Below are 16,847 nucleotides of genomic sequence, written 5' to 3' on the forward strand. Positions count from 1 at the left end.
AACGAACATGAAAAAGAGAATATTATCTTAAAGTGTTCCTCTTTTTGCTTGCTCTCTCTCAATAGACTCGAAAAGTGCTTTAAAATTACCAGCTCCAAACCCCTTTGCTCCCATACGCTGAATAATTTCGAAGAATAAGGTAGGCCTATCTTCCACTGGCTTTGTGAAAATTTGCAACAGATACCCTTCTTCATCTGCATCTACCAATATTGAAAGCTTTTGAAGTTCTTTAATGTCTTCTTTCATCATTTCCATATGAACACCTAATCTTTCAGGTATCATATCATAATATGACTGTGGAGGCGGTGGTAAAAACTCTACACCACGAGCCTTAAGCTGTGCTACGGTTTTGATAATATCATCCGTTGCCACTGCGATATGCTGTACACCAGAATCTTCATAAAAATCAAGATACTCCTCAATCTGTGATTTTTTGGCTGCCTTTGCAGGTTCATTAATTGGAAACTTTATCCTGCCATTACCATTACTCATAACCTTGCTCATTAATGCCGAGTACTCGGTATGAATTTGCTTGTCATCAAAAGATAAGAAGTTTACAAACCCCATAACATCCTCATACCATTTAACCCATTTATTCATTTGGCCCCAACCGACATTACCTACCATATGGTCAATATATTTTAGACCAACTGGTTCAGGATTATAATCACTTTTCCATTCTACAAAGCCCGGCATAAAAACACCATTATAGTTTTTACGTTCAACAAACATGTGAACAGTTTCTCCATATGTATATATTCCCGATCTTACAACTTCTCCATATTCATCCTTTTCTACTACAGGTTCCATATAAGACGTAGCACCTCGCTTTATTGTTTCCTCATATGATTTTCTTGCATCATCAACCCAAAGTGCAATTACTTTAACTCCATCACCGTGTTTTACAATATGATTGTTTATTGGAGATTGACTATTTAGAGGTGTTGTAAGTACAAGTCTTATTTTATCTTGTTTTAAGACGTAGCTCACGGAATCTTTAGATCCGGTTTCTAATCCTTTATAGGCATATGACTGAAATCCAAATGCGGTTTTGTAAAAATGTGCTGATTGTTTTGCATTGCCAACATAAAATTCAACATAGTCCGTCCCTAAAAGAGGCAAAAAATCTTGAGCCTCATCAAATATTTTTTCTAAGCCGTAGTTAACGCTTTTAACTTCTTTTGCCATAATATTAATTAATTTCTTGTTCTATTTCTACTGATTTATCTTCAATTAAAGCATCTATATTCACCGAATCTTGTTCTTCTTCTAAATAGTATTCTTCCTCACTAGTTTCCGTTGAATCGATTTCGAATTCATAATCGTAATAACCATCTGAACTGGTATTATTTCGAATTTCATCAAAAATTTCCGAAGACAACATTGTCCCATAAAAAGCAATTATGCCTATAGAAATTAAAACCACAAAACCATTGATTACAATGCCTATTATATTTAAGATTTTTGCTGTGTTTACATTACTTGCAGATTGCTGTGAAAATGCTTCTGGATTTTGTCTATACTCTTTTAAACTTCTATTTGCAGAAATCAAACCAACAATTGCCAACACTAATGGAATAATGGCCGTAATACCATAACAACAACAACCTGCTATTCCTAAAACAAGTGATAAAATTCCTAGTACAAGTGCTAATGGATCTGCTGCTAACTTACTATTATTCATAAATTTTTAAATTGAATTTATTTATTCTAACCAAGACTTAAAGTAATCTTCATCGGCTATTTTTAGAGCTTCCTCAGTCACTTTTAAGGGTTTAAAAGTATCTACCATAACAGCTAATTCATCAGTTTTTACTTTGCCAATACTTCTTTCCATCGCACCAGGATGAGGACCATGCGGTATTCCTGCAGGATGCAATGAAACATGACCTGCTTCAATATCGTTTCTACTCATAAAATCACCATCTACATAGTAAAGTACCTCATCACTATCTATATTGCTATGATTATATGGAGCAGGAACCGCTAATGGATGATAATCATATAGCCTAGGCACAAAACTACAAACCACAAATGCATCTGTTTCAAAAGTTTGGTGCACTGGTGGTGGTTGGTGTACTCTTCCGGTTATTGGTTCGAAATCATGAATTGAAAATGCATAAGGATAGTTATAACCATCATAACCTATCACATCAAATGGATGGGACGCATAAACCATTTCTATGATTTCATCTTGTTTTTTAATTTTTATTAAAAAGTCACCTGATTCATTATATGTCTCTAGTTCTTGTGGCTGACGTAAATCTCTTTCACAAAACGGAGAATGTTCTAACAATTGGCCAAACCAATTACGATAGCGCTTTGGTGTATAAATAGGCCTATAGGATTCTACAATAAACAATCTGTTGTCTTCTGTATCAAAATCCATTTTATAAATAATACCTCTCGGCACTAAAAGATAATCTCCATACTTAAAATCTAGATTACCCAACATGGTTCTTAATTTCCCAGTTCCCTTATGAACAAAAATGAGTTCGTCTGCATCCGTGTTTTTATAAAAATAATCTCTTGTAGATTCTTTTGGTGCAGCTAAAATGATATTGCAGTCGCTATTGGTTAGAACAGTTTTTCTACTATCTAGATAATCATTCTCAGGTTTAACTTTGAATCCATGTAAACGATAAGATTGCATATTGTTGGCTTTAGCCACTTTTGGAGCCACACTATATTGAGATCTAATCTCTTTAACCTGAGTTGGCCTTTGTTCGTGGTAACTATTTGTAGACATTCCATCGAATCCTATGGTACCGAACAACTGCTCGTAATAAAAGTCACCATTCGGTTTTTTAAATTGGGTATGTCTTTTTGGTGGAATTTTTCCAAGTTTATGATAAAACGGCATTTCTTTTGGTTTAAAAATTGAATTAATTATACACTGAAACGTGTAAACTATACAGTCTTAAAGGTACAAAAAATGCATATCTATTCTGGGTTCCTTTTTATTAGGAAATGTAAGTGAAGTTTAATATCTGCCCAGAATACTATCATACTGATGTAAAGTTGAGAATTTTTAATTTTAAAACCAAAATCCAAGGTTAAAAAACCAATAAGAATTACCTGTTTCTGGTGAATAGGTGAATTTACCCTCTAATGGCCCTAAAAATGTCTCTAAGGAGTAGCCCAATGCATAACCAGTGTAATCTGGTGCAGACAGCCAATTACCAGTTTCAAATAGTCCATTTTCTACATTTCCATAATTTGCTGCCAATAATAAATGATGATTATTAAATAATTCATAATCTAAAGTAAAGATTGCCTTTACGAAGCTATCTCCTGTAATTTCAAGATAATCGTAACCATAAAATGAATAGATATTATTTATAAAGTTTCTACCGTAACCACCTAAGGCAAAATTAAGGGAATTGGTTGAATCGTCTCCTAGCTTAAAACCTCCTTGAGTTTCAACCTTAAATGCTACATTATTAGAAAAACTGAAAGCATAACCAATATCAGCTTTGGCGATGGAAAAAGGTTCAAAATCTTTATTAATTCCAGAAGCTCCCAGATACCAATGAAAATCTCCATTAAAATAAAAACCGCTTTTTGGAAAATATGGATTGTCATAATCATCAAAAACTAAATTGCCATAAAGGCTAAAGTAATCGGAGTTTTCAAAAGTGATTTCATCATCTTGATCTTCCTCTAAAAGTGTTTCTGAAGTAATTTTAAGACGTTTGTATTCACCTCCCAATCTCAATGCAAAATCTTTTCTAAATATAGTCTGTAAATAAACCTGATTGGTAAAATCATTTAAATCTACATCAATTTTGTTCAGCGATTCTAATAATGGTGAATCATCGTCTAGTACAAGACCCGGATTCACACCTTTACTAAAGTGATTGAAGCGTGATTTTAATCCAATACTGATGTAAAAACCTTTGTCAATGAAATAATCAAAATTATATCTAGAATTATCTCCTAAAATAAAATCTAATGAGGCTAAATCGTTTTTAAACAACAATCTTTGCTTGGTAATATTTGCTAGTGCTGCACTTTTATACAATCCGTCATAGTGTACACCCAATTTCAAAAATGTTGTGTTATCAGATTCTTTAATATTACCAACCAATTTATATGTCGAATCATTTTCAGTTGACTTAAGTTGATAACGGAATGTATCAAAGTTATTTGTTGCCATAAGGTTATTAATTCCTTTTTTGAATTTTGAATAACTTATTTTTTCTTCACCCTTAAATTTCAATTTTCCGAGCACATACGATCGCGTAAAACGATTTATTCCATCAATACTAACTGATGCTATTCTTAAACTGTCTAATGGAGTTATTTGAGATCTTAGTTTTGATTCATCTTGATTATCTCTAACTTCTATTAGTTCATTCAATTTTGCTTTGGCTGCTAATTCACCATTTTCAATAATATCTCTGCCTTCATCAAATGAAATCACCGAGAAATCTTTTATGTCTGGTTTAATATAAATATCTGTTAGTGGTGCCTTATTTTTCATCGCGTTGATGGTGCGAAAATTATTTATTTGTAATAATATCTCAGGTGCTGATTTTAATGATTCTCTGTCTTTTAAAGCATCTTGTACATCCACACCAATGATAATATCCATTCCTCTTGCCCTTAGCTCTTCCACAGGGAAATTATTGGTAACGCCTCCGTCTATTAAAATTTGATCATCAATAACAACAGGTTCAAATAGGGATGGTAAAGCGCCACTAGCTGTTACGGCTTCTGCTAAACTTCCTTTATCCATTATAATAGATTCGCCAGTTTCAATATCTGTAGCAACACAAAAAAATGGAATAGGCAGTTGACTAAAATCATCTATTTCCTTAACAGGTAACATTAATTGATATAGTAGGTTATAGACGTTCTGACCTCTAGATAGAGCCGAAGGAAGACTAATTTTTAAATTTTCAAAGGGTAAGCTTACAGCATATTTTTCGGCATTCTCTCGTTCATAAAATGTTTTTGAAGACCTCTCAAATTCATCGTTAATTAATACATTAAAATCTTGACTATTAAAAAACGCTTCTAGTTGTTTGCCTGAGTAGCCTGTAGAATACAAAGATCCTATAACTGCTCCCATACTTGTTCCAGCGATATAATCAACCTCTATACCTAAGCTATCAATCACTTTTAATACTCCGATATGTGCAAATCCTTTAGCACCTCCACCACTTAGCACCAATCCTACTTTTGGCTCTTCCTTTTTTTGAGCAAATACAGAAGTATTAACTATTAATCCTAATAATAAAACTAGAATTACAATATGTTGTCCTACTATTTTCACTCTATTCTTTGTGATAATAATTGTAAATTTTATTTGCTCTTGAAACACCAACCACGTTTTCCAATTCATCTAATTTTGCATTTGCAATCCGTTTCACGGTTTTAAAGTGTTTCATTAAATCTATTATAGTTTGCTCACCAACACCTGAAATATTTTCAAGCTCTGTAGTTAGTGCGCTTTTACTCCTTCTGTTTCTATGATGCTCTATACCAAAACGGTGCGCCTCATTTCTTAATTGCTGAATAATTTTCAGTGTCTCGCTTTTCTTGTCTAAATATAGTGGAATTGGATCATCTGGATAGAATAATTCTTCTAAACGCTTCGCAATACCGATAATTGCAATTTTACCTCTTAAGCCCAATAAATCCAAACTTTTAAGAGCAGAAGACAACTGACCCTTTCCTCCATCAATTATTATCAATTGAGGCAATGGTGCATCTTCTTCAAGAAGTCTTTTATATCTTCTGTGAACTACCTCTTCCATTGAGGCAAAATCATCTGGGCCCACTACAGTCTTAATATTAAAATGTCTATAATCTTTCTTACTAGGCTTTCCATTTTTAAAAACAACACATGCAGCAACCGGATTTGTCCCCTGAATATTTGAATTATCAAAGCACTCAATATGTCTAGGTTCTTCAGACAATCTCAAATCAGCCTTCATCTGCGCCATTATTCTATTGGCATGTCTATCTGGATCAACTATTTTTATTTGCTTTAGCTTATCCATACGATAGTACATGGCATTTCGTTTAGATAAATCAACTATACTCTTTTTATCACCAAGCATTGGTATGGTTACCTTCACATCTTCACCTAAATCAACCATTGTTGATACATATATTTCTTTAGAGTTTGAATTGAACCTTTGTCTAATCTCAGTGATGGCTAGTTCTAAAAGTTCCTTATCAGATTCTTGTAATTTCTTTTTTAACTCAAGAGTGTGAGATCTTATTATTGATCCATAACTCAATTGTAAAAAATTAACATAAGCAAACGTTTCGTCACTAACAATGGAGAAAACATCAACATTGCTGATTTTAGGATTCACAACTGTAGATTTAGATTGATAGTTCTCTAAAATTTCTAGTTTTTCTTTGATTTTTTGTGCATCCTCAAATTCCATATTCTGTGCATGCACTTTCATCTGTTTCCTAAATTGTTGAAGTGAATCTTTAAAATTACCTTTCAGTATTTCTCTTATTGCTTTGATATTAGAATGGTACTCTTCTTCTGTTTCTTTTCCTTCACAGGCACCTTTGCAATTTCCCAAGTGAAACTCTAAACAGACTTTATATTTTCCGGCTTCAATTTTGGGTTCTGAAAGATGGTAATTACATGTTCTTAACTGATAAAGCCCCTTAATTAACCCTAACAGCGTCTTTACCGTTTTCATACTTGTATATGGACCAAAATATTCTGATCCATCTTTTATTACTCTTCTTGTAGGGAATATTCTTGGAAACCTTTCATTTTTAACGCAAATCCAAGGATAAGATTTGTCATCCTTAAGCATTACATTGTACTTAGGTTGATATTTCTTGATTAGATTATTCTCTAATAACAATGCATCATTTTCAGTTTCAACAACGATATGCTTTATTGATTTAATATTTTTTACTAAAACCCTAGTTTTACCATACTCGTGGTTTTTAGTAAAATAACTACTAACCCTTTTTTTAATATTCTTAGCCTTGCCAACATAAATAAGATTCTCATCCTTATCAAAATATTGATAGACGCCAGGTTGGTGTGGTAAGGTTTTAATTTGAATTTCTAAAGCAGTATCTGACATTAATTCAAAGGTATAAAAAGTAAGTAGTAATGCGTACTTAAAGTTTATGAGTTGTTTAAATTTGACGAACTCCAAATACTTGATTAACTTTAGCCTTTTAAGCATTGCCAATGAATATCGTTATCCTTTCAAGAAACGAAAATCTTTACTCCACAAAGCGTCTTATTCAAGAAGGTGAAAACAGAGGTCATGATATTGAAGTTATTGATCCTCTTAAATGCGATATTATTATTGAAAAAGAAAAACCCACTATTTACTACAGAGATCGTTATCTAGATTATGTAGATGCCATTATTCCAAGAATTGGTGCTTCAGTTACTTTTTTTGGATGTGCGGTTGTAAGACAATTTGAAATGATGAATGTATTTACAACAGTAACTTCTGACGCAATTCTGAGAAGTAGAGATAAACTAAGGAGTTTCCAAAGGTTGTCTAAAGCTGGTATCGGTATGCCAAAGACTGTTTTTACAAATTACTCAAGAGATGTTGAGGAAGTATTAGACCATGTTGGTGGGCCACCAGTAATAATTAAGTTGCTTGAAGGAACCCAAGGGTTAGGTGTGGTGTTGGCAGAATCAAGAAACGCGGCAGAATCAGTGCTTGAAGCATTTAATGGATTACAAGCTAGAGCGTTAGTACAAGAATATATCGAAGAAGCCAAAGGTGCTGATTTAAGAGCACTAATAGTAGATGGACAAGTTATTGGTGCTATGAAGCGTCAAGGACGAGAAGGGGAATTTAGATCTAACCTACATAGAGGTGGTAGCGCTAATTATATTAAACTTACTGAAGACGAAATTAAGTTAGCCATAAAAGCATCTAGAGCTTTAAAACTTCCTGTCTGTGGTGTAGACATGTTGCAGTCCAAAAGAGGACCATTGATTATGGAGGTTAACTCTACGCCAGGTTTAGAAGGTATTGAAAAGGCAACACAAAAAAATATAGCAAGAGCAATAATCACTTTTATTGAAAGAAACAGAAAATGAGTGAAAAGGAAATACTCCATATTTTAGGCACAAAAGTTGCCTTAGGAGAAAGTGCAAAGGTGAGCTTTAATGTTGCTAAGTTACATACTCAAAATACCATTGATGTTCCGATAATAATAGAGAGGTCAAAAAAACCAGGGCCTACTGTTTTAATAACTGCCGGTATTCATGGTGATGAAGTTAATGGTGTAGAAATTGTTCGTCAAATCATTGCAAAGGGCATAAATAAACCAAAGAAAGGTACAATTATCTGTATTCCTGTGATTAACGTTTTTGGTTTTATACATATGGATCGAGAATTTCCTGATGGTCGCGATTTAAATCGGGTTTTCCCAGGTGGCAAAAATGGATCTTTGGCAAGTAGAGTTGCGAATAAACTAATGACTGAAATTGTTCCTCATGCAGATTTGATTTTAGACTTTCATACTGGTGGTGCAGATAGATTTAACGCTGCTCAAATAAGAATAGTAAAGAATGAAGTTGTTTTAGATGAATTAGCAGAAATATTTGGTGCTCCTATCATTTACTATTCAAAAAATTTAAATAAATCATTTAGAAATACATGTTACAAACTAGGGATACCAATGCTCTTGTTTGAAGGTGGTAAATCATTTAACATAGATAAAACCATAACTAACACGGGTGTAAATGGAACAAAACGCGTGTTAGATCATCTTGGAATGTTAAAAAGCAATTTTAAGGTTTCCAAACCAAAAAAGAGTTGTGTAAAAATTGTAGAAAGCAAATGGATACGCGCTAATCATTCAGGGATGTTTAAACCAAATAAATCTGTAAACACAATCATTAAAAAGGGAGATGTACTTGGGCATATAACTGACCCTTATGGAAGCTTCAATCATTTTGTAAAAGCACCCAATGATGGTTATTTATTTAATGTTAATGAATCTCCAATAATTTATCAAGGTGATGCCATTTTTCATATTTCCACAAAATTAGAGTCGTGACTAAATCTGAAATTAGAAAAAAATATAAGACTCTTCGCAAAGCCTTATTAAAAGATGATATTGAAGAATTAAGTCTGCAAATAGCGAATATTCTATTAACCCTTGATATTTGGAATTACTCCTTCTACCACTTATTCTTAACCATTGAAGAGCAAAAAGAAATAAACACTGAATACATTTTAAATATTCTTGCTGGGAAGGATAAAAATATTGTAATCTCTAAAAGTAATTTTGAAGACTATTCTATGTCCCATTTTCTTCTTTCGGATAGCACTAAGCTTAAAAAAAGCAAATACAATATTCCTGAGCCAATTGAAGGAATAGAAATTTCAGTTTCTAAAATTGATGTGGTATTTGTTCCACTTCTCGCATTTGATATAAATGGCAACAGGGTTGGTTATGGCAAAGGCTTTTACGACCGTTTTTTGCAAGCTTGTAAATCAGATACAATTAAAATAGGTTTGTCGTTTTTTGAAGCCGAAACAGAATTCATAGATACTTCAAAAAATGATATTAAACTCGATTATGGTATTACACCTACAAAAATCTATAAGTTTAACAATCCTGAAACTAATTCTTAGCGTTCTCTAAGGGCAATTTCGTTGTACAAACTTCCCCAATTATTATTATTAAAATTATTTGGCAATCCTTGTGTAGTCAATAATGCATCTTGGTCAGTTTCATTATATTTCCATAGCCATGCGGCAAACGAAATATCCTTAGAAAAAATGATATTCAAGAATGGTTCAGGATCCATGAGAACTCCAGAGTTTACAGGCGCAACTTCACCTATAAATATTGGAAGATTAGCATCAATCAAACTATCAATTCTATGACTTATATTTTCTTGCGGTTCTAATAACCACTTCTCATATGCATGAATATCAAATAATACATTTTGATTATTCGTCAAGAAATTTTGACCTTCACTCAGTAATACACTTTCATCTTGTCCTTGTTCTGCACACGGAATTAAAATAATGTTATTATTACCTGTATCTCTAATAACATTATAAAGTTCTTGCATAGTAGATGTCCATATTTCATCAGTATAACCATCTAAACGGTCAAACCTGTATGGTTCATTCCAGACTTCAATCCAAACATCGGGTTGATCTTTAAAATGTTCAGCCCAACTAGCTAATTTTAATTTAAAATCAGACCAAAATTCAGTCTGAGTTGGAAACTTGCCCGTAAATAAGCTTTCTTGTTGTCCATTCCATCCAAAAGGACATAAAATAGTAACTAAATTATTGGATCTATTATCATCTACAATTTCTTGCAAAGCATATAAAAATTGACCATTAGAATCCTCAATTGGAAAACCCGTTAATGGGTTCTCATTAACATTACCAATAAATTCTCTTGCTATATCTAAATTCCATGAAACCATATCAGAGCTGCCTGTTGCGAAAGTATGTAGTGCATTTGCACCCAATAATTGGACCGCTCTACCATTCTTATGAATTTTATTTCCTACAATTTCGAAAGTATTATTCCCATTATCATTACCATCTTCCTTACTACAAGAAAATAATGTAATACCTATTAAGAGTAAAATTATTATCTGATATCTCATTAAAACTAGGAATTAACCACCAACTCATTTGAGTCTTTAAAAGCCCTTTTGTTAAATACTATTAAAATACCAATACCAGTACTTATGGCCATATCTGCAATGTTAAACACTGGATCAAAAAACGAAAAATATGTCCCACCAAAAAAGGGCAGTTTCTCTGGTAATATACCCGACCAAATAGGAAAATGCAACATGTCTACTACCTTGCCATGAAATAGATTCTCATATCCTCCTGTTTCAGGCAAAAATGTGGCAACTTCCATAGCACTATCACTAAATAAAATACCATAAAAAACAGAATCAATTATATTACCCAAAGCACCCGCAAATATTATTGCAATTGCAAAAATCAAAGTCTTGGACTTTCTTTTTTTTAGAACATCTCTGAGCCAAAAAGCAATACCTGTTACTGCAAAAATTCTAAATAGTGTTAATATCAACTTAGCATTTCTATCAGATATTGAAGGAATAAAATCGCTTAATTTTGTTCCCCACGCCATGCCATCGTTTTCAACAAAAGCAATTTTAAACCATGAAAAAACACTTATATCTTCATTTATAAGAAAATGAGTTTTAATATAAATTTTACTGATTTGGTCAACAAGTAAAATAATAAGTATAATTAACACTGTTTTTCTTTGTGACATAGTTGGGTTTTACAAAAAAGATTATTGATACCTCTTTATAGAAATATCACCATTTATTGACTTTAAGTTATACAATGATGATTTAACTTTAAATGGATAAATATCAACTTTTCCATTATTTGTTACTGCACTCACAACGTTTGCATCATCAGTCTGAATATTGATATTTCCATCAATAGTATTTATTAATGCTTTCTTAGTATTACCTTTTAGGTTACAATACCCTTGTTGTAATTGAATTGAAATAGAGTTGAAACTTCCATTTAATATTACTGAGCCTATATCACTCTCAATACTTAAGTTCTTCTTTTGTGGAATTTCCAATAATAACCTAGCCGCAATTACCTTATGAGCATTTCGTTTATCATCAGCAATTTCTGTGAAAGCTATTTGCTCTAATTTAATATACAGCGTATCTCCATTTATACTTGTAACTATCTGATACTCATTTTCAAACTCACCATCAACAATTGAATTAATACTTATGATATTTGAACTTGAGGTCTTCACATCAATTAAAAATAGTTGATTGCCATCCACAGAAATTTCTTTTATTTGATCAGCTCTTATCTGTTTAATGGAAGTGTTTTGAGCAATAATCAAATGAGAAAAGAAAAGAACTAAAAAAGCCTTGAAATACATAATCCAAGGCTTTATGATATTAAATGTGTTCAAATTTTGATCATCGCAAAAATGAGTCCTTTTATTTAAGGATTATTTCTGCATGTTTTTAGCTTCAATACTCAATGTTGCGTGTGGCACCAATTTCAAACGTTCTTTTTTAATTAGTTTCCCTGTTACACGACAAACGCCATATGTTTTATTCTCAATACGAATCATGGCATTCTTTAAATCACGAATAAATTTCTCTTGACGAATGGCCAATGCAGAGTTTGCCTCTTTACTCATCGTTGCACTTCCTTCTTCGAAAGCTTTAAACGTTGGAGATGTATCATCTGTACCATTATTATGGTCATTCATATATGCACTTTTAATTAGTTCTAGATCGTGCTCCGCTTTGTCAATTTTCTCTTGAATTAATCCCTTGAATTCCTCTAAGTCTTTATCCGAATATCGATTTGTTGTTTCTGCTGCCATATGTATTAATGTTTTTGTATAAATAATTTGGTATTTACGTCATCGAAAGCAATTTCTATACCATTGTTTAAATTTTCTTTTATTTGTAATTCTTCAGTTAATGTTTCGGATTTTATATAGTCTTCATTTGAAGCTATTGCCTCAACAATATTTTCATCCTTTTGAAGCTGAACATCAATTCTATCTGTAACTTCAAAACCAGAATCTTTACGCAAATTCTGAATTCGATTGACCAATTCTCTAGCAATACCCTCTTTACGTAGTTCTTCACTCACTGTCACATCTAAAGCTACGGTTAATGCACCTTCATTAGCAACAAGCCAGCCTTCAATATCTTGCGATGTTATCTCTACATCTTCTAATCCTAATGTAATATTTTTTCCGTTAATGTCAAGTGAAATTGAACCATTCTGTTCAATATTTTTTATGTCTTCAGCCGTGAAATTTCCTATTGCGCTAGAAATCAACTTCATATCCCTTCCAAACCTAGGTCCTAGCACCTTAAAATTTGGTTTAATTTGCTTAACCAAAATATCAGAAGCATCCTGTAAAAGCTCAATCTCTTTAATATTAACTTCATGTTTAATTAAATTTGAAACTGCCTCAATTTCCTGCTTTTGCTCAAGAGTATCTACAGGTATCATAATTTTTTGAAGTGGTTGACGAACCTTTATCTTTTCTTTAGCTCGTAACGACAACACCAATGAAGATATTGTCTGTGCATTTTCCATTTTCCTTTCGAGTGTTTTATCAATAGCTGTTTTATCAGCTATTGGGAATTCAGCTAAGTGTACACTTTCAAAAGATTCCTTTTGAGTTACTGAATTTAAATCTAAATACAACCTATCCATAAAAAATGGTGCAATTGGTGCTCCTAATTTTGCAATGGTTAGCATGCATGTATATAAGGTCTGGTATGCAGATATTTTATCTGTTTGGTAATCACCTTTCCAAAAACGTCTTCTACTAAGTCTCACATACCAATTACTCAGATAGTCTTGAGTAAAATCAGATATTGCTCTTGCTGCCTTTGTTGGTTCATAATCTGCATAAAATGTATCTACTTTATCAATAAGTGTATTTAATTCTGATAATATCCAACGGTCTAGCTCAGGTCTTTCATTAAGTTCCAAGTCAGCTTCTGAATAATTAAAACCGTCAAGATTTGTATACAGTGAAAAGAATGAATATGTATTATACAATGTGCCGAAGAACTTTCTCTTTACTTCTTCTACCCCTTCAATATCAAATTTTAAATTGTCCCATGGATTAGCATTACTTATCATATACCAACGTGTAGCATCTGCACCTCGGTCTGCTAAGGTTTCAAACGGATCTACAGCATTACCTAATCTTTTGGACATCTTTTGTCCATTTTTATCTAATACCAATCCATTAGAAACTACATTTTTATAGGCTACTGAATCAAAAACCATAGTACCTATAGCATGAAGTGTATAAAACCATCCTCTTGTTTGGTCAACCCCTTCTGCTATGAAATCTGCTGGAAAAGCTTCATTTTTATCAATTAATCCTTGATTCTCAAACGGATAGTGCCATTGTGCATATGGCATTGAACCAGAATCAAACCACACATCAATCAAGTCACTTTCACGCTTCATCGGGTTTCCTAATGGTGAAACTAGTACTATCTTGTCTACTACATTCTTATGTAAGTCTACTGTTTCATAATTCTCTTCAGACATGTTGCCAACTTCAAAATCGGCAAAAATATCCTCAGTCATAAAACCAGCATTGATAGATCTTTGTATTTCATATTTTAATTCCTCTATAGAACCTATGCATAGTTGTTCTTTGCCATCCTCAGTTCTCCAAATTGGTAATGGAATTCCCCAAAAACGCGAGCGCGACAAATTCCAATCATTTGCGTTTGCAAGCCAATTACCAAAACGCCCTTCACCAGTAGATTTTGGTTTCCAATTAATCGAGGTGTTTAGCTCATGCATTCTATCCTTAACATCGGTAACCTTAATAAACCAAGAGTCAAGCGGATAGTATAAAATTGGTTTATCAGTTCTCCAACAATTCGGGTAACTGTGCTTATATTTTTCAACCTTAAAGGCTTTATTTTCTATTTTTAATTTGATAGCAAGTTCTATATCAACTGACTTCTCAGGCGCATTACCATCATCATAATATTCATTCTTAACATACTTTCCTCCAAGCTCACCAAGTTCAGGTCTAAATCGTCCTTGAAGATCTACTAATGGAACCAAGTTTCCATTTTCGTCTTTTACCAATAATGGTGGTACTTCTGGTGTAGCTTGTTTCGCAACTAGAGCATCATCAGCACCAAAGGTAGGTGCTGTGTGTACTATTCCAGTTCCATCTTCAGTTGTTACAAAGTCTCCCGAAATAACTCTAAAAGCATTTTCTGGATTATCATTTGGCAAGGCGTAATCTAGAAGTTGTTCATATTTAATGCCAACCAAATCTTTTCCTTTAAATTCCTTTACTACGTAATATGGAATCTTTTTGTCGCCATCTTTATAATCTAACAATTCTGGTTTAGTTTCTACTCGATTAAATTTACCATCAAATTGATTATTCACTAATCCCTTAGCTAGTACAACATTAATAGGTTTAAATGTATATTGATTATACGTTTCTACTAACACATAATCAATTTTTGGTCCTACAGTTAAAGCCGTGTTACTAGGTAATGTCCATGGCGTTGTTGTCCAAGCTAAGAAGTAAATATCTCCCTCATCCTTGAGAAAATTGGGTAATGTTTCTTCATGTGCTTTAAACTGAGCTACCACTGTTGTATCAGTAACATCTTGGTAAGTACCTGGTTGGTTAAGTTCATGTGAACTTAAACCGGTACCTGCTTTTGGTGAATATGGTTGAATCGTGTAACCTTTATATAACAAGTTCTTATCATAGATTTGTTTCAATAGCCACCATACACTTTCCATATATTTTGACTTATAGGTCACATAAGGATCATCCATATCAACCCAATAGCCCATTTTCTTGGTTAGGTCATTCCATATATCAGTGTAACGCATAACCGCCTCCTTACAGGCTTCGTTATACTCCTCTATTGTTATTTTTGTACCAATATCTTCCTTTGTAATACCAAGCTCTTTTTCAACACCAAGTTCTACTGGTAATCCATGAGTATCCCAACCTGCTTTACGTTTTACCTGAAAACCTTTCATTGTTTTATAACGCGGAAATATATCCTTAATAGCACGTGCCAAAACGTGATGAACACCTGGTAATCCATTGGCTGAAGGAGGTCCTTCGAAGAAAACATAAGGCTTCTTACCTTCTCTCGTTGTGACACTTTTATCGAAGATATTATTTGCTTCCCAATAGTCACTGATTTTGTTAGCAACTTTTGGCAAGTTAAGTCCTTTATATTCAGGGAACTTTGTACTCATGACATCAAAATTCATTAGGAGTCGCGAAATTAAGAATTTCTGTTTAAAGGAATGATTTTAAAATAAAAAAAAGCAATCCTTAAGGGATTGCTTTTTCTTATTAGGGCTATTAATTAATCTGGTTCGTAAAAAAATTAATCTTATAACAAATTTAATTTGAATAAAACGAGAAATGATTAACATATGTTAAAATCACTTTAGTGTTTTTCTTATTCTGCTTAATTGTACTGGTGAAATATTTAAATAAGATGCTATCTGATATTGAGGAATTAAGTTTTCAATATTTGGTATTCGCCTTTTTAATTGTAAATATCTTTGGGTAGCATCCAGAGCAGCTGTTTCTAATTGTTTAGCCTCATACAGTACGTAAACAGATTCCAAAATTCGATTATATAAATTACTTATATCAATATTTGCTCTTGAAATTTTTATGAATTCGTGAAAGTCAATTTCAAAAATTGTTGAATCAACCAAAGCTTCATAACAAAACAGTGATGGTTTATCTTTTAAGATTGATGAAAAAGGACCTACAAAACTAATAGGTACAAATATATTTTTAGTTATTTCTTTACCAGACTCCAGAGTACTATAAGCTCTCATTAAACCAGAAGTTAAAAAAGCCACATTATTACTTTTATTGCCCTGTTCTACAATGCTCTCACCGGATAAGAGCTTTCTTCGTTTGGCTAAATCTTGTAATACTTTATATGTTTTCTTAGTAACATGGAATTTTGATTTTAAAAAATCAAAGCTAGGGTCATCCATGACGATTAATTTAAAATGATAAGACGAATTAATTAAATTAATTTAAGTGTCACAAATTAAACCTATAAAGATGTTCAAAACATAGATAAGTTGTAAACACCAAAAAAAGGTCTTTCTATTATTTACCAGTGAATACTGCTATTTTACTATAAATTTCTTTGTAAGCTTTATATTGTCCTCTGTTACCAGTTGAACAATATAAGTACCAGTTGTCAGACCCTGCAGATCGTACTCCGTGTAGGACCCTGGGTATGCGTTGCCGTTCTGGTACACCCTCTGGCCGAGTATGTTGGTCACGCTGATCTGGGCTATGCCAACGCC

Annotated in this window: 15 protein-coding genes; 3 read left to right on the forward strand and 12 right to left on the reverse strand. The window is 32.9% G+C overall.

Annotated features, from left to right (window positions below):
* Positions 1-27 precede the first annotated feature (27 nt).
* The 5 genes from hppD to uvrC all read right to left on the reverse strand — a co-directional run bounded on the left by hppD (position 28) and on the right by uvrC (position 7,076).
* Positions 28-1,188: a 4-hydroxyphenylpyruvate dioxygenase gene (hppD, locus tag LBV24_RS03130; RefSeq protein ID WP_224477131.1), complete on the reverse strand. Its 1,161-nt coding sequence runs from the start codon at positions 1,186-1,188 to the stop codon at positions 28-30.
* A gap of 4 nt (positions 1,189-1,192) precedes the next feature.
* Entirely contained in the window at positions 1,193-1,684 is a 492-nt protein-coding gene (locus tag LBV24_RS03135) for a CCC motif membrane protein (RefSeq protein ID WP_224477132.1), read from the reverse strand.
* Positions 1,685-1,705: 21 nt separating this feature from the next.
* A complete protein-coding gene (locus LBV24_RS03140; RefSeq protein WP_224477133.1) occupies positions 1,706-2,863 on the reverse strand; it encodes a homogentisate 1,2-dioxygenase in 1,158 nt (385 codons plus the stop codon).
* Positions 2,864-3,037: 174 nt separating this feature from the next.
* Positions 3,038-5,350, reverse strand: coding sequence for a patatin-like phospholipase family protein (locus LBV24_RS03145; protein ID WP_224477134.1), 2,313 nt, complete (start codon positions 5,348-5,350; stop codon positions 3,038-3,040).
* The gene (gene uvrC, locus LBV24_RS03150) at positions 5,283-7,076 is read right to left on the reverse strand and encodes an excinuclease ABC subunit UvrC (RefSeq protein ID WP_224477135.1); all 1,794 of its coding nucleotides are present in this window, start codon (positions 7,074-7,076) and stop codon (positions 5,283-5,285) included. Before uvrC ends, LBV24_RS03145 begins: the two co-directional genes overlap by 68 nt.
* A 110-nt stretch (positions 7,077-7,186) precedes the next feature.
* On the opposite strand from uvrC, the gene rimK reads away from it, so the two are divergent.
* Genes rimK through LBV24_RS03165 form a run of 3 tightly spaced genes read left to right on the forward strand, consistent with a single transcriptional unit; the run spans position 7,187 to position 9,608 of the window.
* Positions 7,187-8,062, forward strand: a complete 876-nt coding sequence (gene rimK, locus LBV24_RS03155) for a 30S ribosomal protein S6--L-glutamate ligase (RefSeq protein WP_224477136.1) — start codon at positions 7,187-7,189, stop codon at positions 8,060-8,062.
* A complete protein-coding gene (locus tag LBV24_RS03160; protein WP_224477137.1) occupies positions 8,059-9,027 on the forward strand; it encodes a succinylglutamate desuccinylase/aspartoacylase family protein in 969 nt (322 codons plus the stop codon). Before rimK ends, LBV24_RS03160 begins: the two co-directional genes overlap by 4 nt.
* Positions 9,024-9,608 (forward strand): 5-formyltetrahydrofolate cyclo-ligase, encoded by a 585-nt coding sequence (locus LBV24_RS03165; protein WP_224477138.1) that lies wholly within the window; start codon positions 9,024-9,026, stop codon positions 9,606-9,608. The genes LBV24_RS03160 and LBV24_RS03165 overlap by 4 nt, the downstream gene beginning before the upstream one ends.
* On the opposite strand, the gene LBV24_RS03170 is transcribed toward LBV24_RS03165, so the two are convergent.
* The 7 genes from LBV24_RS03170 to LBV24_RS03200 form a co-directional block, all read right to left on the reverse strand.
* Positions 9,605-10,606 (reverse strand): cellulase family glycosylhydrolase, encoded by a 1,002-nt coding sequence (locus LBV24_RS03170; protein WP_224477139.1) that lies wholly within the window; start codon positions 10,604-10,606, stop codon positions 9,605-9,607. The genes LBV24_RS03165 and LBV24_RS03170 overlap by 4 nt on opposite strands.
* A 5-nt stretch (positions 10,607-10,611) precedes the next feature.
* Positions 10,612-11,253 carry a lipoprotein signal peptidase gene (locus LBV24_RS03175; protein WP_224477140.1) on the reverse strand — a complete coding sequence of 214 codons (642 nt, stop codon included), beginning with the start codon at positions 11,251-11,253 and terminating at the stop codon, positions 10,612-10,614.
* Between the two features lie 21 nt (positions 11,254-11,274).
* Positions 11,275-11,895, reverse strand: coding sequence for a DUF4097 family beta strand repeat-containing protein (locus LBV24_RS03180; RefSeq protein ID WP_224477141.1), 621 nt, complete (start codon positions 11,893-11,895; stop codon positions 11,275-11,277).
* 72 nt (positions 11,896-11,967) lie between these two features.
* Positions 11,968-12,351, reverse strand: coding sequence for a TraR/DksA family transcriptional regulator (locus LBV24_RS03185; RefSeq protein WP_224477142.1), 384 nt, complete (start codon positions 12,349-12,351; stop codon positions 11,968-11,970).
* A 5-nt stretch (positions 12,352-12,356) separates the two neighbouring features.
* Positions 12,357-15,761 carry an isoleucine--tRNA ligase gene (gene ileS / locus LBV24_RS03190; RefSeq protein ID WP_224477143.1) on the reverse strand — a complete coding sequence of 1,135 codons (3,405 nt, stop codon included), beginning with the start codon at positions 15,759-15,761 and terminating at the stop codon, positions 12,357-12,359.
* Between the two features lie 192 nt (positions 15,762-15,953).
* Positions 15,954-16,526 (reverse strand): Crp/Fnr family transcriptional regulator, encoded by a 573-nt coding sequence (locus LBV24_RS03195; protein ID WP_224477144.1) that lies wholly within the window; start codon positions 16,524-16,526, stop codon positions 15,954-15,956.
* Positions 16,527-16,664: 138 nt separating this feature from the next.
* Positions 16,665-16,823 carry a T9SS type A sorting domain-containing protein gene (locus LBV24_RS03200; RefSeq protein WP_394371110.1) on the reverse strand — a complete coding sequence of 53 codons (159 nt, stop codon included), beginning with the start codon at positions 16,821-16,823 and terminating at the stop codon, positions 16,665-16,667.
* Positions 16,824-16,847 lie beyond the last annotated feature (24 nt).

The sequence above is a fragment of the Winogradskyella vincentii genome (genome assembly GCF_020166345.1).
Taxonomy (GTDB): Bacteria; Bacteroidota; Bacteroidia; order Flavobacteriales; family Flavobacteriaceae; genus Winogradskyella; species Winogradskyella vincentii.

Excerpts from the sequence above, each read along its gene's own strand:
- LBV24_RS03135 (WP_224477132.1), bottom strand. The coding sequence starts at position 1,684 with ATGAATAATAGTAAGTTAGCAGCAGATCCATTAGCACTTGTACTAGGA.
- LBV24_RS03185 (WP_224477142.1), bottom strand. The coding sequence starts at position 12,351 with ATGGCAGCAGAAACAACAAATCGATATTCGGATAAAGACTTAGAGGAA.
- LBV24_RS03180 (WP_224477141.1), bottom strand. The coding sequence starts at position 11,895 with ATGTATTTCAAGGCTTTTTTAGTTCTTTTCTTTTCTCATTTGATTATT.
- LBV24_RS03160 (WP_224477137.1), top strand. The coding sequence starts at position 8,059 with ATGAGTGAAAAGGAAATACTCCATATTTTAGGCACAAAAGTTGCCTTA.
- uvrC (WP_224477135.1), bottom strand. The coding sequence starts at position 7,076 with ATGTCAGATACTGCTTTAGAAATTCAAATTAAAACCTTACCACACCAA.
- LBV24_RS03175 (WP_224477140.1), bottom strand. The coding sequence starts at position 11,253 with ATGTCACAAAGAAAAACAGTGTTAATTATACTTATTATTTTACTTGTT.
- LBV24_RS03145 (WP_224477134.1), bottom strand. The coding sequence starts at position 5,350 with ATGAATTGGAAAACGTGGTTGGTGTTTCAAGAGCAAATAAAATTTACA.
- hppD (WP_224477131.1), bottom strand. The coding sequence starts at position 1,188 with ATGGCAAAAGAAGTTAAAAGCGTTAACTACGGCTTAGAAAAAATATTT.
- LBV24_RS03140 (WP_224477133.1), bottom strand. The coding sequence starts at position 2,863 with ATGCCGTTTTATCATAAACTTGGAAAAATTCCACCAAAAAGACATACC.
- LBV24_RS03195 (WP_224477144.1), bottom strand. The coding sequence starts at position 16,526 with ATGGATGACCCTAGCTTTGATTTTTTAAAATCAAAATTCCATGTTACT.
- LBV24_RS03170 (WP_224477139.1), bottom strand. The coding sequence starts at position 10,606 with ATGAGATATCAGATAATAATTTTACTCTTAATAGGTATTACATTATTT.
- ileS (WP_224477143.1), bottom strand. The coding sequence starts at position 15,761 with ATGAGTACAAAGTTCCCTGAATATAAAGGACTTAACTTGCCAAAAGTT.
- rimK (WP_224477136.1), top strand. The coding sequence starts at position 7,187 with ATGAATATCGTTATCCTTTCAAGAAACGAAAATCTTTACTCCACAAAG.